Origin of the sequence: Microbacterium sp. ZW T5_56 (genome assembly GCF_044987425.1) — a bacterium.
GTDB lineage: Bacteria > Actinomycetota > Actinomycetes > Actinomycetales > Microbacteriaceae > Microbacterium.
The window spans coordinates 23,117-45,350 of record NZ_JBJDRI010000010.1; the positions used below are offsets into that span (position 1 = coordinate 23,117).

24 protein-coding genes and 1 tRNA gene are annotated in these 22,234 nt (G+C 68.1%); 18 read left to right on the forward strand and 7 right to left on the reverse strand.

Going from position 1 to position 22,234, the window contains the following annotated elements; all coding sequences use genetic code 11:
• Positions 1 to 32: 32 nt before the first annotated feature.
• Complete coding sequence (locus ACI3KU_RS06575; protein WP_404921498.1) at positions 33 to 764, forward strand: MBL fold metallo-hydrolase; 732 nt, start codon at positions 33 to 35, stop codon at positions 762 to 764.
• A gap of 53 nt (positions 765 to 817) precedes the next feature.
• On the opposite strand, the gene ACI3KU_RS06580 is transcribed toward ACI3KU_RS06575, so the two are convergent.
• From ACI3KU_RS06580 to ACI3KU_RS06595, 4 genes are all read right to left on the reverse strand, one after another.
• Complete coding sequence (locus ACI3KU_RS06580; protein WP_404921499.1) at positions 818 to 1,729, reverse strand: TIGR01777 family oxidoreductase; 912 nt, start codon at positions 1,727 to 1,729, stop codon at positions 818 to 820.
• A complete protein-coding gene (locus ACI3KU_RS06585) occupies positions 1,722 to 2,147 on the reverse strand; it encodes an OsmC family peroxiredoxin (protein ID WP_404921500.1) in 426 nt (141 codons plus the stop codon). Before ACI3KU_RS06585 ends, ACI3KU_RS06580 begins: the two co-directional genes overlap by 8 nt.
• A 64-nt stretch (positions 2,148 to 2,211) precedes the next feature.
• Positions 2,212 to 2,781 carry a DUF4395 domain-containing protein gene (locus ACI3KU_RS06590; RefSeq protein ID WP_404921501.1) on the reverse strand — a complete coding sequence of 190 codons (570 nt, stop codon included), beginning with the start codon at positions 2,779 to 2,781 and terminating at the stop codon, positions 2,212 to 2,214.
• Between the two features lie 61 nt (positions 2,782 to 2,842).
• Entirely contained in the window at positions 2,843 to 3,292 is a 450-nt protein-coding gene (locus tag ACI3KU_RS06595) for a thioredoxin family protein (RefSeq protein ID WP_404921502.1), read from the reverse strand.
• 259 nt (positions 3,293 to 3,551) lie between these two features.
• Here ACI3KU_RS06595 and ACI3KU_RS06600 point away from each other — a divergent pair, with 259 nt between their 5' ends.
• Positions 3,552 to 4,982 (forward strand): hypothetical protein, encoded by a 1,431-nt coding sequence (locus ACI3KU_RS06600; RefSeq protein WP_404921503.1) that lies wholly within the window; start codon positions 3,552 to 3,554, stop codon positions 4,980 to 4,982.
• A gap of 50 nt (positions 4,983 to 5,032) precedes the next feature.
• On the opposite strand, the gene ACI3KU_RS06605 is transcribed toward ACI3KU_RS06600, so the two are convergent.
• Complete coding sequence (locus ACI3KU_RS06605) at positions 5,033 to 5,536, reverse strand: glycine cleavage system protein R (protein ID WP_404921504.1); 504 nt, start codon at positions 5,534 to 5,536, stop codon at positions 5,033 to 5,035.
• Between the two features lie 143 nt (positions 5,537 to 5,679).
• Between ACI3KU_RS06605 and ACI3KU_RS06610 the strand changes: the two genes are divergently transcribed.
• The gene (locus ACI3KU_RS06610) at positions 5,680 to 6,432 is read left to right on the forward strand and encodes an SDR family NAD(P)-dependent oxidoreductase (RefSeq protein ID WP_404921505.1); all 753 of its coding nucleotides are present in this window, start codon (positions 5,680 to 5,682) and stop codon (positions 6,430 to 6,432) included.
• Positions 6,433 to 6,510: 78 nt separating this feature from the next.
• Positions 6,511 to 7,755 (forward strand): histidine--tRNA ligase, encoded by a 1,245-nt coding sequence (gene hisS / locus ACI3KU_RS06615; RefSeq protein ID WP_404921589.1) that lies wholly within the window; start codon positions 6,511 to 6,513, stop codon positions 7,753 to 7,755.
• Between the two features lie 35 nt (positions 7,756 to 7,790).
• On the opposite strand, the gene ACI3KU_RS06620 is transcribed toward hisS, so the two are convergent.
• The gene (locus ACI3KU_RS06620; RefSeq protein ID WP_404921506.1) at positions 7,791 to 8,261 is read right to left on the reverse strand and encodes a DUF4442 domain-containing protein; all 471 of its coding nucleotides are present in this window, start codon (positions 8,259 to 8,261) and stop codon (positions 7,791 to 7,793) included.
• A gap of 106 nt (positions 8,262 to 8,367) precedes the next feature.
• On the opposite strand from ACI3KU_RS06620, the gene ACI3KU_RS06625 reads away from it, so the two are divergent.
• The 14 genes from ACI3KU_RS06625 (at position 8,368) to ACI3KU_RS06690 (ending at position 20,906) form a co-directional block, all read left to right on the forward strand.
• Positions 8,368 to 8,718 carry a GntR family transcriptional regulator gene (locus ACI3KU_RS06625; RefSeq protein ID WP_404921507.1) on the forward strand — a complete coding sequence of 117 codons (351 nt, stop codon included), beginning with the start codon at positions 8,368 to 8,370 and terminating at the stop codon, positions 8,716 to 8,718.
• A complete protein-coding gene (locus ACI3KU_RS06630) occupies positions 8,715 to 9,758 on the forward strand; it encodes a DUF1648 domain-containing protein (protein WP_404921508.1) in 1,044 nt (347 codons plus the stop codon). The genes ACI3KU_RS06625 and ACI3KU_RS06630 overlap by 4 nt, the downstream gene beginning before the upstream one ends.
• 21 nt (positions 9,759 to 9,779) lie before the next feature.
• The gene (locus ACI3KU_RS06635) at positions 9,780 to 10,835 is read left to right on the forward strand and encodes a CPBP family intramembrane glutamic endopeptidase (RefSeq protein ID WP_404921509.1); all 1,056 of its coding nucleotides are present in this window, start codon (positions 9,780 to 9,782) and stop codon (positions 10,833 to 10,835) included.
• Positions 10,836 to 10,895: 60 nt separating this feature from the next.
• Entirely contained in the window at positions 10,896 to 12,176 is a 1,281-nt protein-coding gene (eno, locus tag ACI3KU_RS06640) for a phosphopyruvate hydratase (RefSeq protein ID WP_404921510.1), read from the forward strand.
• Between the two features lie 43 nt (positions 12,177 to 12,219).
• Complete coding sequence (locus tag ACI3KU_RS06645; protein WP_404921511.1) at positions 12,220 to 12,816, forward strand: septum formation initiator family protein; 597 nt, start codon at positions 12,220 to 12,222, stop codon at positions 12,814 to 12,816.
• A 48-nt stretch (positions 12,817 to 12,864) separates the two neighbouring features.
• On the forward strand, positions 12,865 to 13,380 hold the full coding sequence (locus ACI3KU_RS06650; RefSeq protein WP_404921512.1) for a DUF501 domain-containing protein: 516 nt from the start codon (positions 12,865 to 12,867) through the stop codon (positions 13,378 to 13,380).
• Complete coding sequence (locus ACI3KU_RS06655; RefSeq protein WP_404921590.1) at positions 13,350 to 14,753, forward strand: S8 family serine peptidase; 1,404 nt, start codon at positions 13,350 to 13,352, stop codon at positions 14,751 to 14,753. The genes ACI3KU_RS06650 and ACI3KU_RS06655 overlap by 31 nt, the downstream gene beginning before the upstream one ends.
• A gap of 22 nt (positions 14,754 to 14,775) precedes the next feature.
• Positions 14,776 to 16,173, forward strand: a complete 1,398-nt coding sequence (locus tag ACI3KU_RS06660) for an NAD(P)/FAD-dependent oxidoreductase (RefSeq protein ID WP_404921513.1) — start codon at positions 14,776 to 14,778, stop codon at positions 16,171 to 16,173.
• Positions 16,174 to 16,220: 47 nt separating this feature from the next.
• Positions 16,221 to 16,293: transfer RNA gene (locus tag ACI3KU_RS06665), tRNA-Leu, on the forward strand.
• A gap of 130 nt (positions 16,294 to 16,423) precedes the next feature.
• Positions 16,424 to 16,942, forward strand: coding sequence for a hypothetical protein (locus tag ACI3KU_RS06670; protein ID WP_404921514.1), 519 nt, complete (start codon positions 16,424 to 16,426; stop codon positions 16,940 to 16,942).
• Between the two features lie 171 nt (positions 16,943 to 17,113).
• A complete protein-coding gene (locus ACI3KU_RS06675; protein WP_404921515.1) occupies positions 17,114 to 17,527 on the forward strand; it encodes a hypothetical protein in 414 nt (137 codons plus the stop codon).
• Between the two features lie 147 nt (positions 17,528 to 17,674).
• The gene (locus tag ACI3KU_RS06680) at positions 17,675 to 18,901 is read left to right on the forward strand and encodes an alanine racemase (RefSeq protein ID WP_404921516.1); all 1,227 of its coding nucleotides are present in this window, start codon (positions 17,675 to 17,677) and stop codon (positions 18,899 to 18,901) included.
• Positions 18,898 to 20,211 carry a D-arabinono-1,4-lactone oxidase gene (locus ACI3KU_RS06685; protein ID WP_404921517.1) on the forward strand — a complete coding sequence of 438 codons (1,314 nt, stop codon included), beginning with the start codon at positions 18,898 to 18,900 and terminating at the stop codon, positions 20,209 to 20,211. The genes ACI3KU_RS06680 and ACI3KU_RS06685 overlap by 4 nt, the downstream gene beginning before the upstream one ends.
• A 128-nt stretch (positions 20,212 to 20,339) precedes the next feature.
• A complete protein-coding gene (locus ACI3KU_RS06690) occupies positions 20,340 to 20,906 on the forward strand; it encodes a LemA family protein (protein ID WP_404921591.1) in 567 nt (188 codons plus the stop codon).
• A gap of 65 nt (positions 20,907 to 20,971) precedes the next feature.
• Here the strand turns inward: ACI3KU_RS06690 and ACI3KU_RS06695 are convergent, their stop codons facing one another.
• On the reverse strand, positions 20,972 to 22,219 hold the full coding sequence (locus tag ACI3KU_RS06695; RefSeq protein ID WP_404921518.1) for a winged helix-turn-helix domain-containing protein: 1,248 nt from the start codon (positions 22,217 to 22,219) through the stop codon (positions 20,972 to 20,974).
• Positions 22,220 to 22,234 lie beyond the last annotated feature (15 nt).

Below are 22,234 nucleotides of genomic sequence, written 5' to 3' on the forward strand. Positions count from 1 at the left end.
AGTAGCCATGAAAGCTACGTATCGTAGCGTTCATGGAGATCGCACCCGGACTGCACCGCGTCGGTGACGACGTCATCGCCGCCTACCTTATGGTCGACGACGCGGGGGTGACCGTCGTCGACGCGGGTCTGCCCGGCTATCGCCGGGAGCTTCGCCGTGAACTCGCGGCGATCGGACGCACGGAACACGACATCCGAGCGATTCTGCTCACCCACGCGGATGCCGACCATGTGGGCTTTGCCGAGGCCGTTCGTGCAGACAGCGGCGCGCGCGTGTATTCCTCCGCGGCCGACGTGGAGCGCGCGACCGGAAGGGAGCGGGCACCGAAGACGCGGATGCCACGAGCGAAGCTCGCACCGACGCTTCGATTCATCTGGACCGGCCTCACCCACGCGGGGCGTTCTCGGCCGATCGCCGAGGTGACGGCGGTCGCTGACGGCGAAACGCTCGCGGTCCCCGGCCGTCCACGGGCCGTCGCGGTCCCGGGGCACACGCCCGGAAGCATCTGCTGGGTCAGCGAGGATCTCGACGCCGTGTTCGTCGGAGATGCACTCACCACTCGTCACGTGCTGACCGGGCACAGGGGCCCGCAGGACGCACCGTTCTCCGAGGACGAGTCGCTGGCTCGGCAGTCGCTTGACCGCCTGCGTGGGCTGGCGGTTCGTCACGTCCTTCCCGGGCACGGTCCCGTGTGGTCCGGCGGAGTGCCGAGCCTCCTGGCGGAGATTCAGGCATCGCGGCGCGCACCGACGGGCGGGGCATGAGCCTCAGGCTCTCTGAGGTGGCGGCGCATCCGTCACGGGGCCAGTCGCGACGCCTACCTGTCGGGTGACGCGAGCGCGTCCCGGACCGCGGACTCTGCGGTCCGGTGTCGCCACTCGAACCCACTGTCCGTGAGAACTGCGGGGGCGATATCGGAGTCGACCAGCAGGAGGTCCTCTGCCGCAGCTCCGAGGGCGAGACGCAGTGCGAACGCAGGCATCGGGATGAAGTACGGACGATTCAGCTCGCGGGCGATGGCGAACCCGATGTCGTTCTCTGACGCTCGCTCGGGACCCACCACGTTCACAGGACCGGTGAGATCGTGCTCGATGATGTGGCACAGCGCCGCGACCGTGTCATCCAGCGATGCCCACGGCCAGCTCTGACGTCCGGAGCCGAGCGGGCCGGCCACGCCGAGACGCGCCAGGATCATGAGCGGCTTCAGCACTCCATCCGGATGGATCACGGGGGAGAGCCGAACGTGTGCCACGCGCTGGCCCGCGTGATCCGCTGCCGCTTCCCACTCCGCGCAGAGATCGGCGAGGAAGCCGACGCCTCGCGCCTGGTCCTCATCGATGCGCCGCCCGGGCCGACTTCCGTAGAAGCCCGAAGCCGAGGCCGCCACGAACAGTGGGGGATCGTCGAGCCTGCGCAGCGCGTCCGCCAGCGTGCGTGTCGGGGTGACGCGCGACCACAGCAGCTCGGAGCGGTAGCGGCTTGTCCACGGCAATCGACCGATGGAGGCGCCATTGAGGCCCACCACGGCACGGGCACCGTCGAGTACGGCCGGATCCAGCGGTCCGGCGGGATCCCAGCGGACTTCATCGTTCGCTGCAGGTTCGCGACGCACCAGCTGTGTCACCACGGATCCTGACCCCCGCAGCGATGCGATGAGGGCGCGCCCGATCAGACCGGACGCGCCCGCGACGACGACCCGGTCTCCCGGGCCCAGCGGCTGATCAGCCAAGCGTGGCTTCCAGGGTGATGTCGATACCCGACAGTGCCTGCGAGACCGGGCAACCGGCCTTCGCCTCTGCCGCCAGGCGCTGGAAGTCGGCCTCGGAGAGTCCGGGAACCGACGCGTTGAGGTTCAGGTGGCTGCCGGTGATGCCGGTGCCGGGCTGGAACGTGACGGACGCCGTCACATTGAGCTTCTCCGGCGGGGTTCCGTTGCCGGACAGCGCGTGCGAGAGCGCCATCGCAAAGCACGATGCGTGTGCGGCGGCGATCAGCTCCTCCGGCGTGGTGGTGCTGCTGGAACCCTCGCTGCGAGCCTTCCAGTTCACATCGAAGCTGCCGATGCGCGAGCTGTCGAAGGTGACGGTTCCCGCCCCCTCCGTGAGGGATCCGCTCCAGACAGTGGTCGCTTCGCTCGTGACAGACATGGTGTCTCCTCCCGGTGGGTGTTTCGAACGCCAGCCTAGTGTCCGTGCGCCTGCGATGCGACGGTCAGGCCGTACGGGGCTGACGCAGGCGCGCCAGTGCGAGATACAGCATGCAGCCGAGGCAGACGCCGAACACGGAGTTCAGGAACGCGGCGGCGAAGGCGGCAGCGGCCGCGATCGGAAGCGCCCACGCAACACCCGCCAGATGCAGCAGGAGTCCCACCGTCACCACGAACAGCCCGACACCCTGCGCGAACCGCGGCGGACGCGGATCCTCGAGGTCGGTGGGCGGGGCGAGGCGCGGCGCGACGACGCTGCGAAACAGCCGACCCCACGGCGCGGTCGCGGGCGACACCACGCCCCAGAGGAAGAGCGCGGCGATCACGATCAGAAGCAGACTGCCCGGGTCGAGGAGGCGGGTGAGGACTGACACCTCTGTGATCGCCCAGCCGCCCGGCGAGAACGTGGCTCCGGCGAGCGGCTGCACCGCGTACCATCCGGCGCCGCCGCGCTGCGTCGAGATCCCGAGGAGCGCGAGCACCACGGCGACGGCCAGCAGCACCGCGGTGATCGAGGCGGCGAAGCGCGGACCCCGTGGATCGATGGGCCGCGGAGCGGGGGTTGATGCGGACATGGGCTCTCGTTTCTTCGGGCGAGGCTAGGGCAAGGGAGCGGACGCGGCGCGGGAGCTCCGATCAGGCGGGCAGGGTGACGGACGCGGGAGCCGCATCCAGCAGGCGCGAGAGTTCCCTCACGTAGGAGGATCGTGGAGCGGCACCGGTGAGACGCGATACCGGAACACCATCCCGGTCCAGCAGCAGCACGGTCGGCGTCTGCAGGATGTGCAGCTGTGCCGCGACGTCGGGGCGGTCGGTGATGTCGACCTCCACGTGCGCAACACCCACGCCATTCTCGGCGAGCGCACGCAGCGTCCTCGCGACGCCGGGGCACGATCCGCAGAACTGCGTGCTGAACTGCACGAGGGTCGCCGCATCGCCGCGTACGTCGGCGGGAACGATCTCTTCCGCGATCGCATCCGCGCGCGCAGCTCGGGGCCCCGCAGCGCGAGCGCGACCCCAGAGACCGATCGCCGTGACGACGGCCACCAGAGCGACCAGGATGAGGATCGCGATGAGCGGAGACATGATTCCACGGTAGGCGCGCGCGGGGCGCCACAGGCCGTCCGCGCAATCCGCGGTCACAAAACGGCGGGAGCGCGTGAGGCGGTGGACGCAGTGACGTCGCGAGGAACACGAACTCACCGCGTTGAATCTCGAGAGTCGACGACACAGTGACGTCGCGAGGCGGATTCGGCGGTGGTGCGGGTTGAGCGCTGGGTCACGATCGCTGCACGGCTGTTGAGGCGTTCCGAGAGTTTTCGGGTGTCGATGGCACGATGGGGGGATGGCGAACCCGCACCGATCCTCCCGCGTGATCGCCGCCGCGGTTGCGGGGGCTGTCCTGCTCACTGTCACGGCGTGCACCGCGACCGACACCACCACGCAGGCAACACCGACCAGCTCGGTAAGGGACACGCCCAGCCCGACCCCGGAACCGCAGCCCACCAGGCTCCTGTCGCCCACTCTGGCTGCCTACCAGCCGCCGGTGGCGTTCGCCGAGACCGGGTCCGTCCTGCTCCTGCCGAGCGGCTTCACCCCCAACACCCGTGGCACCATCGTCGATGCGCCGCTGGCGCTGGCGGGCACGGATCTCTTCGTCACCGGCGCTGCCGCGACGCGAATCGATGTGGAGTCCGGCCGCGCGCTCTGGCAGGACGACCTGTCCGACCTCCGCGGAGAATCGTCTGCGACGCCGACGAAGCCGATCATCACGGCTGACGGCACGACGGCCTGGGTCGCGATGGCGACAACCTCCGTGTCGGCGGCTCAGGAGACCGAGGGGAACGAGGCGCACGCTGTCCCCGTGGCGGCTCCGAGCGGCGAAGCGACCCCCGCGCTCACCGATCCGACTCCGGAGCCGACCGCCACGTCCGTCGCCGATGATGCCGGCGTCGTCCTCATCGGATACAACGCTGTGACGGGTGAGCGGCGAACAGTTGCTACCGCGCTCCCGACGGCGTCAGCCGCATCGGTTCTCGATCAGCGCGTGACCCTGGATCAGCTCTCGGACGGCTCGCTGCTGATCGGGCTGACGCCGCGGGGTGGCGGCGTGGACTGGACCTGGTCGGTCGACGAGGATGGTGTGACGCGATGGTCGGCGGATGGGAAGTTCGCGGGTGAGGCTGGCGATGTCATCCTCATGCGACTCTCCGGTCTGGCGGGTGAGCCGTATCCCCAGGTGGGCGGTCTAGATCGCGCCACCGGCAAGATCCTGTGGAATCGCGTGGGCGAAGAGGAGGCGGCTACCGATGCCTGGGCGTTCCCGGTGGCGGGCGAGACCGCGCTGACCACCGTTTCGTACACGACGACCCGCGCCACGACGCGGATGATCGACCCGCGCACCGGCGAAGACCTCGGCGGAGCGGCGAGCACGGTGGAGCACCCCCTCACCCAGGGCGGGCGCCTGTATGACGCGCAGTCCGGATTCCGCTCCCTCGACCCGGAGACCCTGAGCACCGAATGGACGCGCCGTACCTCCGGCTACGGGTCGCTTCGCGGCGTGGTCCTCGCGCAGGGGCTCGTATACGGAGTCGACTCTGCAGACGAAGGCGTGATCCTGGACCCGGAATCCGGCGATCGCATCGCCGACGAGCTCGCCTGGGAGTGGTTGGCGGTCAACGAATACGGCGCGGTTGTCGTGAACACCGCCGGAACTCTCACAGCGGCCGACGACACGTACTGGTTCCATCCGGCGGTGGCACCTCCGCTGCAGTGACGGTGCCGATCGCGCGGGTCCTGCGGGCGGTGCGGACCGGGTCGGGGATGTCAGCGACCGAAGCTGAACTCCACCATGAGATCCTGCGCGAGATCCTCCAGGGCCGTGCGCAGCGCCCTCTCATCGCCGTCGATGCGCACCGTCGCGTTCGCGGTGAAGAGCAGGCCCCCGGCCATCGGGGCTTCGGTGACACCGGTGGTCAACGTTTCGATGCTTCCGCCACTGCGGTGGATCGCGTCCGTCACCTGATGCACGATGCCGGGGTGATCATCGCCGACGAGCTCGATCTGCAGCCGCTCACCGGCGAGAGCCGCATCGTCGCGGCCGGGCTGTGCGGTGATCTCAAACAGCCCGGAGAGCGGCTCCAGCGCACGGGTGAGGTCCTCGACGCGCGAAGGATCGACCTCCACCAACACGATCCCGGCGAATTTCCCCGCCAGCTCACTCATCCGCGACGTCGTCCAGTTGCCGTCGTGTGCCGCAATCACCTCCGACAGGGAGCTGACCAGACCGGAGCGATCGTCGCCGATGACCGTGAGCACGAGAGTCGTCATGTCGGCGATCATACGTGCCGTGTCCGCCGGGCGGGAGAGCGGCGCGAGCGCGGGAAGTCGGCGAGCCCCGAAATCGGGTGCATGATCGTCATGGCGGCGAGTATCCTCAGCTGCGCCTGACCAGACCACGCGGGGAGAGACCGATGAGCAAGATCGCGGTGATCACGGGAGCCAGCTCCGGACTCGGTGCCGAGTATGCCCGCCAGCTCTCCGCTGCGGGAGGTGACCTGGTGCTCGTCGCTCGCGACAAGGAGGCGCTCGGGGCACTCGCCGATGAACTGCGCGCTCGCGGCAGCGACGTCGAGATCATCGTGGCGGACCTCCTCAAACCCCGTCATCGTGCCCGCGTCGAGGAGCGGCTGCGCGACCGCTCCCGCCCGGTGGACATCCTCATTAACAACGCGGGCTTCGGTCTGCCGCTGTCCTTCGCCGATGTGGAGATTGATCGCGAGGTCGATCACCTGCGCCTCCACGTCGAAGTCTCCATGCGCCTCATGCACGCGGTGCTGCCCGTGATGCGTGAGCGCGGAGGACGCATCCTCAACGTGGCATCTGTGGCGGCCTTCATTCCTCGCTCGACCTACGGAGCCGCCAAGGCCTGGCTGCTGAGCTTCAGCCGCTGGGCGAACGGGTACTACCCGGGTGTCACGGTGACCGCGGTGTGCCCCGGCTACACCCGCACCAACTTCCACGAGCGGCTGGGGCTTCCGCCCGGCGAGGAGGGAGTCGCCGGCTGGATGTGGCTCACTGCGCAGCGCGTGGTGCGTGAGTCGCTGCACGATCTGGCACGAGGGCGCTCGGTCTCCGTGCCGTCGCGACGATATCGCGCGCTGACGGCGCTGACGACGGTGGTTCCCGACTCGCTCCTGGCGCGCATCGGGTCCCGAGGACGCTGAGCGGCGCTCGGACCGAAACAGGTGCCGGCCCCGATCTGGGAGGATAGGGGTGTGGCTGCTGTGAACCCTCCGCGCGGAATGCGCGATTTCCTCCCCTCCGAGAAGACTCGTCGCGAGCGCGTGCTCGCCGTGATCCGCGACCGCTATCGCGCGCACGGTTTCGATGAGATCGAGACTCCCGTGATGGAGGACCACGCGCGCCTGCACGCGGGCATCGGCGGCGACAACGAGAAGCTCGCGTTTAACATCCTCAAGCGCGGTCTGGACGCGGATGGGATCCGCGATGCCGCAGAGGACCCGGCTTCGCTCAGCGACCTCGGTCTGCGGTACGACCTCACGGTCCCGCTCGCGCGGTTCTATGCAACGCACCGCGCGGAACTGCCCACGGTGTTCCGCTCCCTGCAGATGGCACCGGTGTGGCGTGCCGAGCGTCCGCAGAAAGGCCGTTACCGACAGTTCGTGCAGAGCGACATCGACGTGATCGGCGACGCGACCTTCCGCGCCGAGTCAGAGCTCATCACCGCGACACTGGACGCGATCGATGCGCTCGGCCTGCCCGGGGTGTCCGTGCGGATCAACGATCGCCGCATTCTGGACAGCCTGCTCGATCACTTCGGTTTCGCCGCCGAGGAGCGTCCTGGCGTGCTCATCACCATCGACAAGCTCGACAAGGTCGGGCCTGCGGGTGTGGCCACGGAGCTGCGCGAGCGGGGCGTGACGCCTACGGCCGTGGACGGCTTCGAGGCGTACCTCGCCGCCCTTGCTCCGGCGACGGAGTTCACGGCTGAGGCGATCCGCGCGGTGCTTCCGGACGGCGTCGGAGCCGGGGGCGTGGACAACCTGCTGGCCATCGCCGAGGCCGTGCGTGCCGGGCGAGACAGCGTGCCGTTCGAATTCGATCCGTTCCTCGTGCGCGGCATGGGGTACTACACCGGCACGATCTTCGAGCTCGCGCACCCGAGCGTGGGGTACTCGCTCGGCGGCGGCGGCCGCTACGACGGGATGATCGGCCGCTTCCTCGGCCAGGACGTTCCCGCCGTCGGCTTCTCCATCGGCTTCGAGCGCATCGTCGACCTCCTCGAGCAGGACGCCGCGGATGCGGCGCCGTCGGTGGTGCTGGTGCATGACAGGGATGTTCCGGTCGCACAGCTCGTCGCTCTGAAGACCGCCCTCGTGGGCGAGGGCACGCGCGTGCGTCTGGAGCAGCGCACCAAGAACCTCAAGGCGCTCCTGGAGCGCGCCGCGGCTGATGGGTACACCTCCTTCGCGACGGTGTCCGTGGACGTCGGTCGCGACGGCCTGGAGATCAAGCCGCTCGGCTGAGCTGACGAGCCATCGACTCGCCGGTTGCCCGGGTGTCAGGCGCGGGAGTCGGAGACGCGCCGCTTCTCTCGGATGTAGACCTCGCGCCGCACGCGCGCGACGACGTCTCCGGACCGGTCCGTGATCTCCGTGTCGAACCACTCGAGGACTTTCGCGCCGCCCTCGGCGCGACGGCGGATGTCGTCGGCGCGCTCACGGGGCACCTCGAACCGCGCGGTGAGGACGCCGTGCCCCGGCTTCACGAACTCGATCTCGCCGCGCGTGTCCCACACCACGTAGTCCCGACCCAGCTGATGCATGACCAGCATGAAGAAATACGGATCGGTCATCGCCGACATCGACCCACCGAACGCCGTCTTCACGTAGTTGCGGGTCAGCAGGTTGACATGCAGCTCGACGACGGCAACGGTCCAATCCGCACTGAAGCTGCGGACGCGGATGCCGCTGCACAGGTTCGGAAGCCAGAGACTCATGCCCCAGGCGAGGCGACGGGGAGTGATGCGCACCACGCGAGTGTGAATGAGGCGGCCCCATGATGCCAATCGATTGGAGAAAGTCACCAATTGCGGCCTGCTCTGGAGCATCTAATTCTAATAGAACTAGAATAAAAGCATGTTGGTGACCATTGATCCGGGGAGCGAGGAGCCGCTGTTCGAGCAGCTCGCGGCGGGCATCCGACGAGAGGCCGCCACGGGCGCCGTGCAGCCGGGGGAGCGTCTCCCGACGGCGCGGGAGCTGGCCGCCTCGCTCGGCATGAATCTGCACACCGTGCTCCGCGCCTACCAGGACCTCCGCGAGGAGGGACTGATCGATATGCGGCGCGGACGTGGCGCGGTCGTGACCGACGCGGCAGCGCACTGGCAGTCCCTCGGCCGCGAGATCGACGACCTCGTCGAGCGCGCTCGCGCTCTCGGGATATCCGCCGACACTCTCAGCTCGCTTGTGAAGGAGGCCTTCCGATGACCGACCGACAGCCCGATGAGAACGGTGTGGATTCCGGGACTCCAGACAGCGCCGCGCTCGAAGCAGCGCAGCGACGCTATGTGATCGTGGGTGTGGTGCTGCCGATCGCGATCTCGCTCGTGAGCGGCATTCTCATGCTGCAGTGGGTCGGTCGCCTCCCGGATCCGGCGGCGACGCACTGGGGCTTCTCCGGCCAGCCCGACGGATCCGGGCCGGGCTGGGTGCTTCCCGTGTTCGCCATGGCCTTCCCCATCGCGTTCGCCCTGCTGCTGTGGCTCGTGGTTGCGATGTCCGCCCAGCGTGGAGGATGGAACGGCAACTCGCGAGGGTCCGCGGCAATGTCCCTCGGGCTCGCCGTACTGCTGTCGACGGTGGCGCTGCGATCCACCGGAGTGCAGGTGGATGTCTCGGAGTGGCGCGATGCCGTGCTCACGCCGTGGGATGTGCCTGCCGCCATCGGTGCCGGCATCGTCGCCGGCCTCGTGGGGTGGTTCCTGCAGCCCGGTCTCGTACTCCGCACCGGGACCGACACCCCGGCGACGGCCATGGCCCTGCCGGAGAACAGCCGCACCCTCTGGACCCAGCGGGCGCGGGTGTCGCGCCCGACCGCGATTGTGCTGATCGTCCTGCTCGGGGTCACGTTGGCCCTGTCCGTTGTGATCGCCGCAGCGGGCTCTGCCGTGGCGTGGGTGGCGCTGGGTGTGATGGTGCTGGCCGCCGCGTTCGTTGCTATCGCGACGGATTTCCGCGTCCGCGTCGACGGCTCCGGACTCACCGTGCGGGCGCTGGCCGGCTGGCCGCGGGTGCATATTCCCCTGGCGGACGTCTCCTCCGTCGAGGTGACGGAGATCAATCCGCTGTCAGACTTCGGCGGCTGGGGCCTGCGTTACGGCCCGGGCGGCCGCTTCGGCGTGGTGGTCCGCCGTGGCGGGGCGATCGCCGTCACCCGCACCGACGGGCGCGAGTTCGTGGTGACCGTGCCGGACGCCGAACGCGGCGCGGCTGTGCTCGCGGCGCTCGCCGCGCGAGAGCGCGATTGACCGAAGAGAAACGAGGAGAGCATGACCGACAACAATCAACTGCCCGCTTCGGGACAGCCCACGATCTTTCCCAGCCGCGTGCCCTGGCGCGCGGTCATCGTCTTCGTCATCGTCGCGTGCGGGCTCGCCTGGGCGGTCACGCTGCCGCTGTGGCTGAACGGCGGACTCGCGAATCCGATCGCGGGACTGCTGCTGCCCGTGATGATGTTCACTCCGACCATCGCGATGCTGGTGGTGGTACTGGTGCTGCGCAGTCCCGCCCAGCATCGACTGCGCTTCCTCGGCATGTGGCCGCTGCGTCCGGCGGGGCGAACGATTCTCTTCCTGGCGCTCGGCCTCTTCGGACCGTGGATCCTGTCTCTCGTGATCGCCGGCGTCTCGGCGCTCTGCGGGTGGGCGATCATCGATCCCGAGAACTCGGTTGTCGCGCAGCAGCTCGCGGCCGCGCTGCCGGGTGAGATCGATCGCGAACTCATCACCACCGTGATCATCGTGCAGATCGTCGCGACTCCGCTCAATGCGATCCTCTCGTCGATGCTGGCCGTCGGGGAGGAACTCGGCTGGCGCGGGTGGTTGACCCCGGCGCTGCGTCCGCTCGGCACCGGGGCGACCCTGCTGCTCACGGGCGTCATCTGGGGACTCTGGCACTCGCCGATCATTCTGCTCGGCTACAACTTCGCGCGCCCCGATCTGTCCGGCGTTCTGCTGATGGTGGTGGGCTGTGTCGCCTGGGGCGTCCTCCTTGGATGGCTGCGCCTGCGCACTGCCTCCGTGTGGCCGGCGGTGCTCGCGCACGGCTCGCTCAACGCGTCCGCCGCAGTCTTCCTGGCGCTGTTCGACGCCCAGAAGCTGGATCTGGCTCTCGCCGGTCCGCTGGGAGTGGCAGCCTGGATCGTCCTGGCCGTCGTCATCGCGATCCTGCTGCTGACGGGACAGTTCCGTCGCCAGCCGGCACCGCTGCTGCCCGCGGCGTGGGGTCCCGCTCCGGTGTCCCTGCCTGCACCGCCGCAGGCGTCGAGCGGTCATGTTGTCGACATGGGCGGCAACGGATCGGACACGGACGGGCGCGCTGGATAGACTGGCCGCGGACCGACGTCGCTCCACCCAACTTTTTTCCACGAGCAAGGAGCATCCAACGTGGCATTGATCGAGGCTGTAGGCGCCCGCGAGATCCTGGATTCGCGCGGCAACCCGACCGTTGAGGTGGAGGTGCTCCTCGACGACGGTATCGTCCAGCGTGCTGCCGTTCCCTCGGGCGCATCCACCGGGGCTTTCGAAGCGTACGAGCTGCGTGACGGCGACAAGTCGCGCTACGGCGGCAAGGGCGTCCTCAAGGCCGTCGACGCCGTGCTCGACGAGCTCGGTCCGGCCATCGAGGGCTTCGACGCCAGCGAGCAGCGCGTCATCGACGAGGTGCTGATCCGCACGGACGGCACCGAAAACAAGCAGCGCACCGGTGCGAACGCGATTCTCGGCATCAGCCTCGCGGTCGCCAAGGCCGCAGCAGACTCCGCTGACCTGCCGCTGTTCCGCTACCTCGGCGGCCCGAACGCGCATGTACTGCCCGTTCCGCTGCTGAACGTCATCAACGGTGGTGCGCACGCGGACACCGGTGTCGACATGCAGGAGTTCTTCCTGGTTCCTCACGGCGCCGACTCGTTCGCCGAGGCGCTGCGCTGGGGCGCGGAGACGTACCACGTTCTCAAGAGCGAGCTGAAGGCAGGCGGCTACGCCACCGGCCTGGGTGACGAGGGCGGATTCGCCCCGGACCTGCCCAGCAACAAGGGTGCTCTCGAGTTCCTGATGGCGGCCATCGAGAAGGCCGGCTTCAAGCCCGGCGTCGACATCGCCGTGGGTCTGGATGTTGCCTCCACCGAGTTCTTCGCCGACGGCAAGTACGCCTTCGAGGGCAAGCAGCTCTCCAGCGACGAGCTCATCGAGTACTACGCCGACCTCGTCGCCAACTTCCCGCTGGTCTCGATCGAGGACGGCCTGGCCGAGGACGACTGGGAGGGCTGGAAGGCTCTCACCGACGCTCTGGGCAGCAAGGTGCAGCTGGTCGGCGACGACCTGTTTGTCACCAACCCGACGCGTCTCGCTGACGGCATCAAGAAGGGCGTCGGCAACTCGCTCCTGGTGAAGGTCAACCAGATCGGCACGCTCACCGAGACGCTCGACGCGGTCTCGCTCGCGCAGCGTTCCGGCTACACCGCGATGCTGTCGCACCGCTCGGGCGAGACCGAGGACACCACGATTGCCGACCTGGCCGTCGCCACCAACAGCGGCCAGATCAAGTCGGGCGCACCGGCTCGTTCGGACCGGGTCGCGAAGTACAATCAGCTGCTGCGCATCGAGGAGGAGCTGGGCGAGGCCGCCGTGTTCGCCGGGCGTTCCGCCTTCCCGCGTTACCAGGGCTGAGTCCTGACACGCTGACGCACGCATAAGCACGAGAGGGGAGATCATGGCCAGACGACCGGATCTCCCCTCTTCGCGTTCCCGCAAGACCCCGGCTGCGCAACCGGTGTCAGAGAAGAAGCGCGCGCCGGCGCGATCCCAGCGCGGCTCCAGCGCCGCGCAGCGCGTGGACGTTCGGGACTGGCTCGGAGGCGTCCGCCTGTCGGTCTTCATGATGATCATGTTCGGACTCGTGATCTTCGCCGTCTTCATGCTGGTGCCCACGGTCGGCACGTACATCGGCCAGGTGCAGCGCATCGACGCCCTGGAGCATTCGGTGCAGGTCGCCCAAGACAAGGTCGATGCTCTGGAGGCCGAGCGCGAGCGCTGGAATGACCCGTCGTATGTGATCACCCAGGCGCGGGAGCGCCTGTTCTATTACCGTCCCGGCGAGGTGGTGTATCTCGTTGTGGATGACCTCGATCCCGCGACGCTGCCGGGCGAGCAGAAGCCGGTGAGCGACTCCGTCGAGCAGGCACCCAACGACTGGATGGGAGCGATGCTCCGTTCCGTCACAGAAGCCGGCCTGACGCAGAGCGTCACAGACCAGCCCGCGGATACCACTCCCGATGCGCCGTCCACCGACGCGACTCCGGCGGGCTGAACCGATGGTGCCGGAGGTCGGCGCGTCGGTGCCCGTTAGGCTGGAGGGGTGAGCACGCCCCCCTTCGAACCCCTCCGCCCCACCGACCTCGACGTCATGAGCTCCCAGCTCGGTCGGCCGGTGCGCAACGTGGTGGGCGTTGCCGCGCGGTGCGTATGTGGCAACCCGACCGTGGTGGCCACGGCGCCGCGGCTGGAAGACGGCTCTCCGTTCCCGACCTTCTACTACCTCACCCACCCGGCGGCGACCATCGCGATGTCCCAGCTGGAAGCCGAGGGCGTCATGGTTGAGTTCACCGGGATGCTCGCCGGCGACGAGGAGCTGCAGGCGCAGTATCAGCGTGCGCACGAAGCCTTCCTGGCGGATCGCGCCCAGTTCGGCGAGGTCGAGGAGATCGCTGGGATATCCTCCGGGGGCATGCCCACCCGCATCAAGTGTCTCCATGCGCTCGCGGGTCACGCGCTGGCCGCAGGCCCGGGCGTGAACCCCATCGGAGATCTCGCCATCGAGCGCAGCAGCTACTCTCCGGATCGCTGCCAGTGCGCGCAGCCCGGTTCGGCATGATCCGCTCGGCGGTCGGGTTCGCGGTTGCGGCAGCTGCCGTGACCGGTCTCGCCGTCTTGCCGTCATCGGCTGCCGCGATCGAGTCAGCTCCTCTCTCCACCGCCGTTCTCGCCACCGCGGCGACGCCATCGCCATCGCCATCGCCATCGCCGACGCCCACGCCATCGCCCACACCGACCGTCGATCCGGTGCGCGCCGCGGAGTACTGGCTGCGCGACTACGGCATCGAGGAGGCGTGGAAGACGACGCGCGGTGCCGGCGTGACCATCGCTGTGATCGATACCGGAATCGCTCGCGTCTCCGAACTCGACGGCGCCGTCATTGACGGCACGGATGAATCGGGGATGGGCAGTGACGACGGCCGCACTCCGGTGGGGGTCGTCGACAACAATCACGGAACCTGGGTGGCGTCTCTGGCCGCAGGGCGGGGGACCGGGGCCGAGACCGGCATGATCGGTGTCGCTCCGGAAGCCGACCTGCTCTCGATCTCCGTCGGCTTCGGTGCCACCGCCACGGTGTCCGCCGTGGAGCAGATCGCGTCTGCCGTGCGCTGGGCTGTGGATCACGGTGCTGACGTCATCAATCTCTCGCTGACCACCAACACCCTCACCTGGGATGAATCCTGGGACGAAGCATTCCAGTACGCGTTCGATCACGACGTCGTGGTGGTGGTCGCCGCCGGCAACCGGGGAAACGGCACGGAATCCGTTGGCGCTCCCGCCACCATCCCGGGCGTCCTGACGGTCGCCGGTGTCGATCCCCAGGGTCGTGCCAGTGATCGTGCTTCCACCAGCGGCATCACCATCGCCGTGGCGGCGCCCAGTGAGAAGCTCCTGGGGGTCTCCTCGGACGGCAAAGTGGTGGAGTGGGCGGGCACGAGCGGTGCGGCTCCGATCGTCGCCGGTATCGCCGCACTCGTGCGTGCAGCTCATCCCGACCTCAACGCGGACAACGTCATCAACCGCGTTCTCGCGACCGCGCAGCATCCCACGGATGTCGATCAGGACCCGGACCCGCTGTACGGGTATGGGCTGGTCAATGCCGAAGCCGCGGTGAACGCGGATGTTCCGACCATCGACCACAGTCCGCTCGGTCTGACTCTGAAGGAATGGGTGCGTCTCTACCGCCGTGGTGCTGGTGCCGATCCGGAGGTGTCCTCGTCGCTGGCCGCACCGGTCGCGATCGAGCCGCTGCCGGCCGCCGACGTGCCGGTCAAGGCGAGTGCACCGCTTCTTCCCACCAGATCCACGATTCTGTACGGTACCCTGCCGCTCGTCGCCGCGACCGTCCCTGCTATTCTGGTAGTGCTCGGCGTCAACGCAGCTGCCCGACGCATCCGATCGGCGCGTTCTCAACGCACGCCGAGACAGTGATCATCCAAGGAGTTTTCTTCTCGTGCCCAAAATCCTGATTGTCGGCGGTGGATACGCGGGCTTCTACACCGCGTGGAAGCTGGAAAAGCACCTTCGCAAGGGCGAAGCCGAGGTCACGCTGGTCGACCCGCTTCCCTACATGACGTACCTGCCGTTCCTCCCCGAGGTGGCCGCCGGATCTATCGAGCCGCGTCACGCCGTGGTTGCGCACCGTCGTCACCTGAAGAAGACCAACGTCATCAACGCGAAGGTCACCAACGTCGACCACGCGAACAAGACGGCGACCATCACCCCCGCCGACGGCGAGCCGTACGAGATGACGTACGACCAGATCGTCGTGACGGCCGGATCGGTGTCGCGTACGTTCCCCATCGGCGGCATCGCCGACAACGCGATCGGCATGAAGTCGATCGAGGAGGCCGTCGCCGTTCGTGACCGCCTCATCAGCAACTTCGGTCGCGCGGCTGCGCTTCCCGCCGGTCCCGAGCGTGAGCGTCTGCTCACGGTCGTGGTGGTCGGCGGTGGCTTCGCCGGTATCGAGACGCTCGCCGAGCTGCGCTCGTTCGGCTCCGCGCTGCTGAAGGACTACCCGCAGCTCTCCTTCGATGAGACCCACTTCCACCTCATCGAGGCGATGGGCCGCATCATGCCCGAGGTGTCCCTGCCCACCAGCGAGTGGGTGCTGAAGGACCTCGCCAAGCGTGGCGCATTCGTTCACCTGGACACCCAGGTGAAGGACGCCACCGACGGCAACGTGCTGCTGTCCACGGGCGAGGTCATCCCGTCCGACCTCATCATCTGGACCGCAGGCGTGATGGCCAACCCGCAGGTCGTGCGCTCCTCGGGTCTGCCCGCGGACGAGCGTGGCCGTATCACGGCGCAGGCGGACCTGCGCGTGATCGACGCGGACAAGAACGTCGTGGAGGGCGCCTGGACCGCCGGTGATGTCGCCGCGGTTCCCGACCTCACCGGTGGCGGCGTTGGTGGCTTCTGCGTGCCCAACGCGCAGCACGCCGTGCGTCAGGCCAAGCGTCTCGCGAAGAACCTCGTCGCCGTCCTGCGTGGCGACGCTCCGGTGGACTACATCCACAAGAACCTCGGCGCGGTCGCTGGTCTCGGCCTCTACGACGGCGTGTTCCAGTCGGGCAAGATCGCGATCAAGGGCTTCCTCGCCTGGGTCGCGCACCGTGGCTACCACGGCCTGGCGATGCCGACGTGGGAGCGCAAGTGGCGCGTGCTGTGGGGCTGGTGGAACAACCTCTGGCTGGGTCGCGACATTGCTCCGCTCTACAACCTGAGCGAGCCGCGCGCGTTCTTCGAGGAGTTCGCCTCGCGTCCGAAGCCGGCTCCGGCTGAGGTGCCCGCTCCGGCGGTCGAGGCCGCGCCCGCGAAGGCCGAGAAGGTCGACGCCGGCAAGTGAGCCGATGACGAAACGGCGGCGGGTTGATCCCGCCGCCGTTTCGCATAGCCCCCATAGCCCAACGGCAGAGGCAGGCGACTTAAACTCGCTTCAGTCGGGGTTCGAATCCCCGTGGGGGCACGAGAATTTAACTCCTGACCAGGCATGAATCGCCTTCAACGTCACGCATTCCACGTGCTTGCGGGGTGATTCCCCCGCTCGTTGGTGTGAACCTGTGAGCCTCACATGCGGGGTGGGTAGCGTCCGGACTATGGATACGCAGACACGAACGAGCGGTGTCGTCACCGCCACGCTGGGCCTGGGATCGGTGCTGGTGGCTTCGTTGCCTGTTGCGCTGATGACAGACCATTCGCCGGCCCGATACTCGGTCGAGGTGGTTTTCAGCCGCCGTCCGGAACATGACGAGGTCAAGGGTCTTCTCGGCGCGCGGACTCTGGAGGTCCTGACCGACGCGGGATATCCGGAGGTGAGACTTGCTGTTGCTGACCGACGGCTCATCATCTCGAACACCACCCTTGAGGAGCTACGGGACGGGCTCGCGGGTATTCTGGCTGGCAGGGTCGACGAGATCAGCTCTGAGATTCAGGCGGTGCGGTCCCAGGCAGCCGCGCATTGGCGGGAAGCCGCCGTGGTCGAGGAGTCTCGGGTTGCCGCGGTCACAGCGCTGGCAGGGTCTGTGACGTTCCGCTCAGGACATCACGAACCCGGCCGCGAAGCAGACGCCGCCCAGTCGGAAAGCTGGGCCAACGAGGGAGGCCACGGCCGCTGACGCTGGTTCAGAGTCGTGGAGGCTCTGGCGCACCGTGCATCGGAGCCGCACGCCGCCGGTCGTCGCGCGGATATGTCGCGCGCTGGGACGGGCGCGACTGTGCATCGTCCATGAATTGGATAGGATTTGTCCTGCCGCGTACGCAGCGCGGCTTCATCTGAGGGGGAAAACATGCGCCGTTCCATCACGCTGTCCATGCTCGCTGCCACCGTGGTGCTCGCTGCCACCGGTCTCGTCGGCTGCACCGGCGGCGCCGCGAGCGCCAACCAGTCCGTCGAAGACGCCTGCAAGGTCGTTCAGACCGAGATGACGTCGTTCCAGACCGAGATGGCGGGCCTGGCCGGCGAGCTTTCGTCCGGCGACACCGACGCAGCCAAGAAGGCGTTCAGCGCCGTCACCACCAAGCTTGACGACATCGCAGGCAAGGTCGGCAACGCTGAAGTCAAGGACGCCGTCACCGGCATGTCGAAGGCTTTCGGCACGGTCGTCGAGGGGATTTCGGGCTCCACCCCGGACCCGTCGCTGCTCACCGAGCTGTCGGACTCCGCCAGCAAGCTGCAGACGCTCTGCCCCGGCCTGAACTGATCCGAGCGTGCATCGGCACTGATCCGAGCGTGCACCGGCACGCTGCACGAGACCCTCGCCGACATCGGCGGGGGTCTCGTCCTGTTCGGCTCACCCTCGATCGAGGTGGCTTCCCAACGCAGGGGAGACAGGTCCTAGGCTGATCCCGTGCTCCCGCTCACCACTGCATCCCCCGACCCGCTCGCCTGGCAGTCTCCCGACACCTGGTGGCCCGCACTGTCGCAGGCCACTGCCGGCATCCCCGCCCCGGTCGCTGTCGTAGCGCACGAGGCCCTCACCTACAACACCGCAGACCTCCTGGTCCGCTCCGGCGGCGTGCCGATTCGCGTCGCGAGCAAGTCCATCCGGGTGCGGGAGGTGTTGGACGCGGTGCTCGCGATGCCGGGCTACCACGGCATCCTGGCCTTCACGCTGGCCGAGGCTCTGTGGCTCGCCGAGGATCACGACGACGTCGTGCTCGGCTACCCCACGGCCGATCGCGAGGCCATCGCGCGCCTGGCGGCCGATGAGCGCCTCGCCTCACGGATCACGCTGATGGTGGATGACGAAGCTCAACTGGATCTGGTCGACTCGGTCGTCGCGCCCGCACAGCGACCCGTGATCCGTGTGGCGATCGACGTGGACGCCTCATGGGAAGCCCCAGCTCTCGGTCACCTTGGTGTGTTCCGTTCTCCGTTGTTCACCGCGGGCGACGCGGCCTCCTTCGCGCGTCGGATCGTGGCACGCGGCGGTTTCCGGCTGGTGGGCATCATGATGTACGAGGCTCAGATCGCCGGGCAGGGGGACAAGACCGGATCCGGTGACGGCGTGATCCGCTGGATGCAGCGACGCTCCGGACAGGAACTCCGAGTCCGACGCGGTGCCATCGTCGATGCGGTCAGCGCCATCACTCCGCTGGAGTTCGTCAACGGCGGCGGAACGGGATCGCTCGAGTACACCTCCGACGATGAAGCCGTCACCGAGGTCACGGCCGGATCCGGACTCTTCGGCGGACACCTGTTCGACGGATACCGTGCCTTCACCCCGGCGCCGGCAGCAGCATTCGCCTTCGACGTGGTCCGCCGTCCCCGCCCCGACATCGCCACCGTGTTGGGAGGGGGATGGATCGCGTCCGGTCCGCCGCTGGCCTCGCGCCAGCCCCTGCCCGTGTGGCCGAGCGGGCTGCGCATGCAGGCGCGTGAGGGGGCCGGAGAGGTGCAGACGCCGCTGCAGGGTGACAACGCACGAGACCTGCGCGTCGGCGATCGCGTCTGGTTCCGCCACGCCAAGAGTGGCGAGGGTTCGGAGCGGGTGCTCCGATACCATCTGGTTCACGACGGGAAAGTCATCGATGAGCTTCCCACTTATCGCGGCGAGGGAAAGGCGTTCCTGTGACACGACTCGGCGGTAGCTGGCAGAACTGGGGTCGCAGCGCGAGCATCACGCCGCAACGGGTGGAGCGTCCCCGTACCCCCGAGGCCGTGCAGCGCGCAGTCGTCGCCGCGGGCCAGCGCGGTCTGGAGATCAAGGCCGTGGGTGCCGGGCACTCGTTCACCGGCATCGCGGTGGCACCGGGAGTCCTGCTGGACCTCAGCGACTTGACCGGCCTGGTCAGTGCCGACGCCGCGCGCGCACGGGTCACGCTGCTCGCCGGTACCCGCCTGCACCAGATCCCCGGGTTATTGGCACCCTACGGATTGGCGATGCAGAATCTGGGCGACATCGATCGCCAGAGCATTTCCGGTGCCATCTCCACCGGAACCCACGGCACAGGTGCCGGCTTCGGAGGGCTGGCGACACAGGTGGTCGGCGTCACGGCGATCACCGCCGCGGGTGAGTTCCTCCGCATCGATGAGGACAATCAGCCGGAGCTGCTGGGTGCCTTCGCACTCGGACTGGGTGCGCTCGGAATCCTCGTGGAGGTCACCCTGCAGTGCGTCCCGGCCTTCGTGCTTCATGCGCTCGAGCGACCCGAACCACTCGGCGACGTCTTGGAGTCCGTGCATGAGCGGGTGGCGGGCGCGGACCACTTCGAGTTCTACTGGTTCCCGCACACCGACACCGCGCTGACCAAGACCGACACCCGGCTGCCGGAATCGGCGGTGCGCCATCCACTCCCGGCGGTGGGGAAGTGGCTGGATGAGACAGTGCTCTCCAACGGCGTCTACCGTGTGGCGTGCGCTGCCGGCACCGCGATTCCCGCCGTGATCCCGCCTTTCAGCAGGCTCGCCACGAAGCTCACCGGCAATCGCGAGTACACGGATCTCTCGCACCGTGTGCTGACACAGAGCAGAACGGTCCGCTTCCGAGAGATGGAGTACGCCTTGCCCGTGGCGGAGGTGGTGCCCGCATTCCGCGAGCTGAAGGAGCTCATCGAGCGTCGGGGGTGGCGGATCTCCTTCCCGGTGGAGGTGCGCTTCGCCGCGGCCGATGACCGGTGGCTCTCCACCGCACATGATCGGGCGAGCGCGTACATCGCGGTGCATCGATACTGGCGCGAGGACCCCAGCGCCTACTTCACGGCCGTGGAGGAGATCATGTGTGCTCACGGCGGCAGGCCGCACTGGGGCAAGATGCACACGCGCACCGCCGAGGATCTTCGCGACGTCTACCCGCGCTTCGATGACTTCGTTGCCCTGCGCGATCAGCTGGATCCGGATCGACTCTTCCGCAATCGCTATCTGGACCGCGTGCTCGGGACCTGAGCGCTGCATGGCTCGCGTGGTGCCCAGTCGCCTTCGAGTGATCTCTGAGAATCGACGCACGCTCGGTGGGAGCGCGAGGCGTCGATAGAATGTCTGTGACCTAAGGGGGTTCAGCAAACATGGACATGCTGGCTTGGCTCGTTCCGGTGCTGGTGATCGTTCTGATCGCCGTCATCGTCGGCATCTATCTGTGGGCGACCTACAACTCGCTCGTGCAGCTCAACGTGCGCGTCGACGAGGCGTGGAGCGACATCACGGTTCAGTTGAAGCGTCGCGCCGACATGATCCCCGCGCTCATAGAGACGGTGAAGGGGTACGCCGCGCATGAACGCGCGGTGTTCGAGAACGTCACGCAGGCGCGTGCAGAGACGCTCTCCGCACAGTCGCCCGGCGCGGCCGGCGTCGCCGAAGGACACCTGCAGAACGCGCTGAAGAGCCTGTTCGCGGTGGCGGAGGCCTACCCCCAGCTCCAGGCCAGCCAGAACTTCCTGCAGCTGCAGCGCGCCATCGTCGACACCGAGGACAAGATCCAGGCGTCGCGTCGGTTCTACAACGGCGGCGTACGTGAGCTGAACACCAAGATCAAGGTGTTTCCGAACAACCTGTTCGCCCGCAACCTCGGCTTCTCCGAGCGGGAGTTCTTCGAGGTCGTCGACGGGGCCGGCATCGCCGAGCCGCCGCGCATTCAGTTCTGAACCAGAATGTCTGAACAGAAGAAACGCCCGTCAGTCTGACGGGCGTTTCTTCGTAGGCGGAGCGGTTATCTGCTTCCACGATCATGACGTCCGCGGTGCTGCGGGTGCAGGGCGAGCGCGTCGGCCACAGCGTCGGACGCATCGCCCCAGCGGCCCACGCTGATGCTCTCGAGCCCCTTCCAACTCGCGGCTCGGCGCAGTTCGTCGGCGATGCGCTCCGTCGCATCCGGGCGGGGCGCCCCGTCCCACCACGCCGACTGCACCAGAAGCTCGGAACGGGCGCGATCAGCCTTCAGATCGACGCGCGCCACGAGCTGGTCATCGATGAGCACCGGGAGCGAGTAATAGCCGTAGCGACGCCGCGGCTCGGGCGTGTAGATCTCGATCCGGTACTCGACCCCGAACAGTCGCTCGGTGCGGTCGCGGAACCACACCACGGGATCGAACGGGGTGAGCAGCGCCGCGGCGGACACCCGGCGTGGCACCCGCGCATCACGATGGATCCATGCCGGGATCGGGCGGTCGCCACGCTCCCAACCCTGAACCCGGACGGGGAGGGCGACGCCCGCGTCCTCCAGATCGCGCAGCGCGACCAGGACTTCGGCACGGCCGAGGCGGTGGTAGTCGGCGATGTCGGCGGCGGTGGCGACGCCATGGAAGGCCAGCCCGCGGGCGGTGAGCTCGCGAATCGCGTCCGCGCGCGGGACGGGCGCCGCGAGGACCTCGGCGGGAATCACGTCGGAGGCGAGCGCATACCGTCGCTCGAACCCGCGCCGACCCGCGATCGCGACCTCACCGGCGAGGAACAGTCTCTCCAGTGCGCGCTTCGTGGCGCTCCAATCCCACCACGGGCCGCGCGGGCCGGTGGCGGCGTCCTGTTCGATCTCGGCGGGGCGCGAGGGGCCGCGTAGCGCAAGCTCGGAGCGCACCCAGTCCAGGGTCTGCTGATTGGCCTGCGCCCACGGATCGGCGGGGGAGATCCGGGCGGCATACTCGTCCATGCGGAAGCGCCAGAGGCCCCAGTCCGCGCTGGGGATGACGGTGGCGACATGCGCCCAGTACTCGGTGTAGGACGCGTGAGAGCCGAATGCGAGCCGATCCAGCGCGGCCGTGTCGTATGCCCCCAGCCGCGAGAAGAAGGGCATGTAGTGGCTGCGGGAGAAGACGTTGACCGAGTCGATCTGCAGGACGCCGATCCGCCTCATCACCGCGTGCAGCGACGCGGGCGAGACCCGCTCCGGGTGCGCGGAGCCGAAGCCCTGCGCGGCGAGAGCGGTACGGCGAGCAGCGGCGAGTGACAGTGTTTCAAGCACGGCGCTCAGCGTAAC

Bases quoted from the DNA above. Each gene is read 5' to 3' on its own strand.
- ACI3KU_RS06585 (WP_404921500.1), bottom strand. From the start codon at position 2,147: ATGTCTGTCACGAGCGAAGCGACCACTGTCTGGAGCGGATCCCTCACG.
- ACI3KU_RS06625 (WP_404921507.1), top strand. From the start codon at position 8,368: ATGTTGGTGACCATTGATCCGGGGAGCGAGGAGCCGCTGTTCGAGCAG.
- ACI3KU_RS06645 (WP_404921511.1), top strand. From the start codon at position 12,220: ATGGCCAGACGACCGGATCTCCCCTCTTCGCGTTCCCGCAAGACCCCG.
- ACI3KU_RS06670 (WP_404921514.1), top strand. From the start codon at position 16,424: ATGGATACGCAGACACGAACGAGCGGTGTCGTCACCGCCACGCTGGGC.
- ACI3KU_RS06590 (WP_404921501.1), bottom strand. From the start codon at position 2,781: ATGTCCGCATCAACCCCCGCTCCGCGGCCCATCGATCCACGGGGTCCG.
- ACI3KU_RS06635 (WP_404921509.1), top strand. From the start codon at position 9,780: ATGACCGACAACAATCAACTGCCCGCTTCGGGACAGCCCACGATCTTT.
- ACI3KU_RS06675 (WP_404921515.1), top strand. From the start codon at position 17,114: ATGCGCCGTTCCATCACGCTGTCCATGCTCGCTGCCACCGTGGTGCTC.
- ACI3KU_RS06630 (WP_404921508.1), top strand. From the start codon at position 8,715: ATGACCGACCGACAGCCCGATGAGAACGGTGTGGATTCCGGGACTCCA.
- ACI3KU_RS06595 (WP_404921502.1), bottom strand. From the start codon at position 3,292: ATGTCTCCGCTCATCGCGATCCTCATCCTGGTCGCTCTGGTGGCCGTC.
- hisS (WP_404921589.1), top strand. From the start codon at position 6,511: ATGCGCGATTTCCTCCCCTCCGAGAAGACTCGTCGCGAGCGCGTGCTC.
- ACI3KU_RS06610 (WP_404921505.1), top strand. From the start codon at position 5,680: ATGAGCAAGATCGCGGTGATCACGGGAGCCAGCTCCGGACTCGGTGCC.
- ACI3KU_RS06605 (WP_404921504.1), bottom strand. From the start codon at position 5,536: ATGACGACTCTCGTGCTCACGGTCATCGGCGACGATCGCTCCGGTCTG.
- ACI3KU_RS06575 (WP_404921498.1), top strand. From the start codon at position 33: ATGGAGATCGCACCCGGACTGCACCGCGTCGGTGACGACGTCATCGCC.
- ACI3KU_RS06600 (WP_404921503.1), top strand. From the start codon at position 3,552: ATGGCGAACCCGCACCGATCCTCCCGCGTGATCGCCGCCGCGGTTGCG.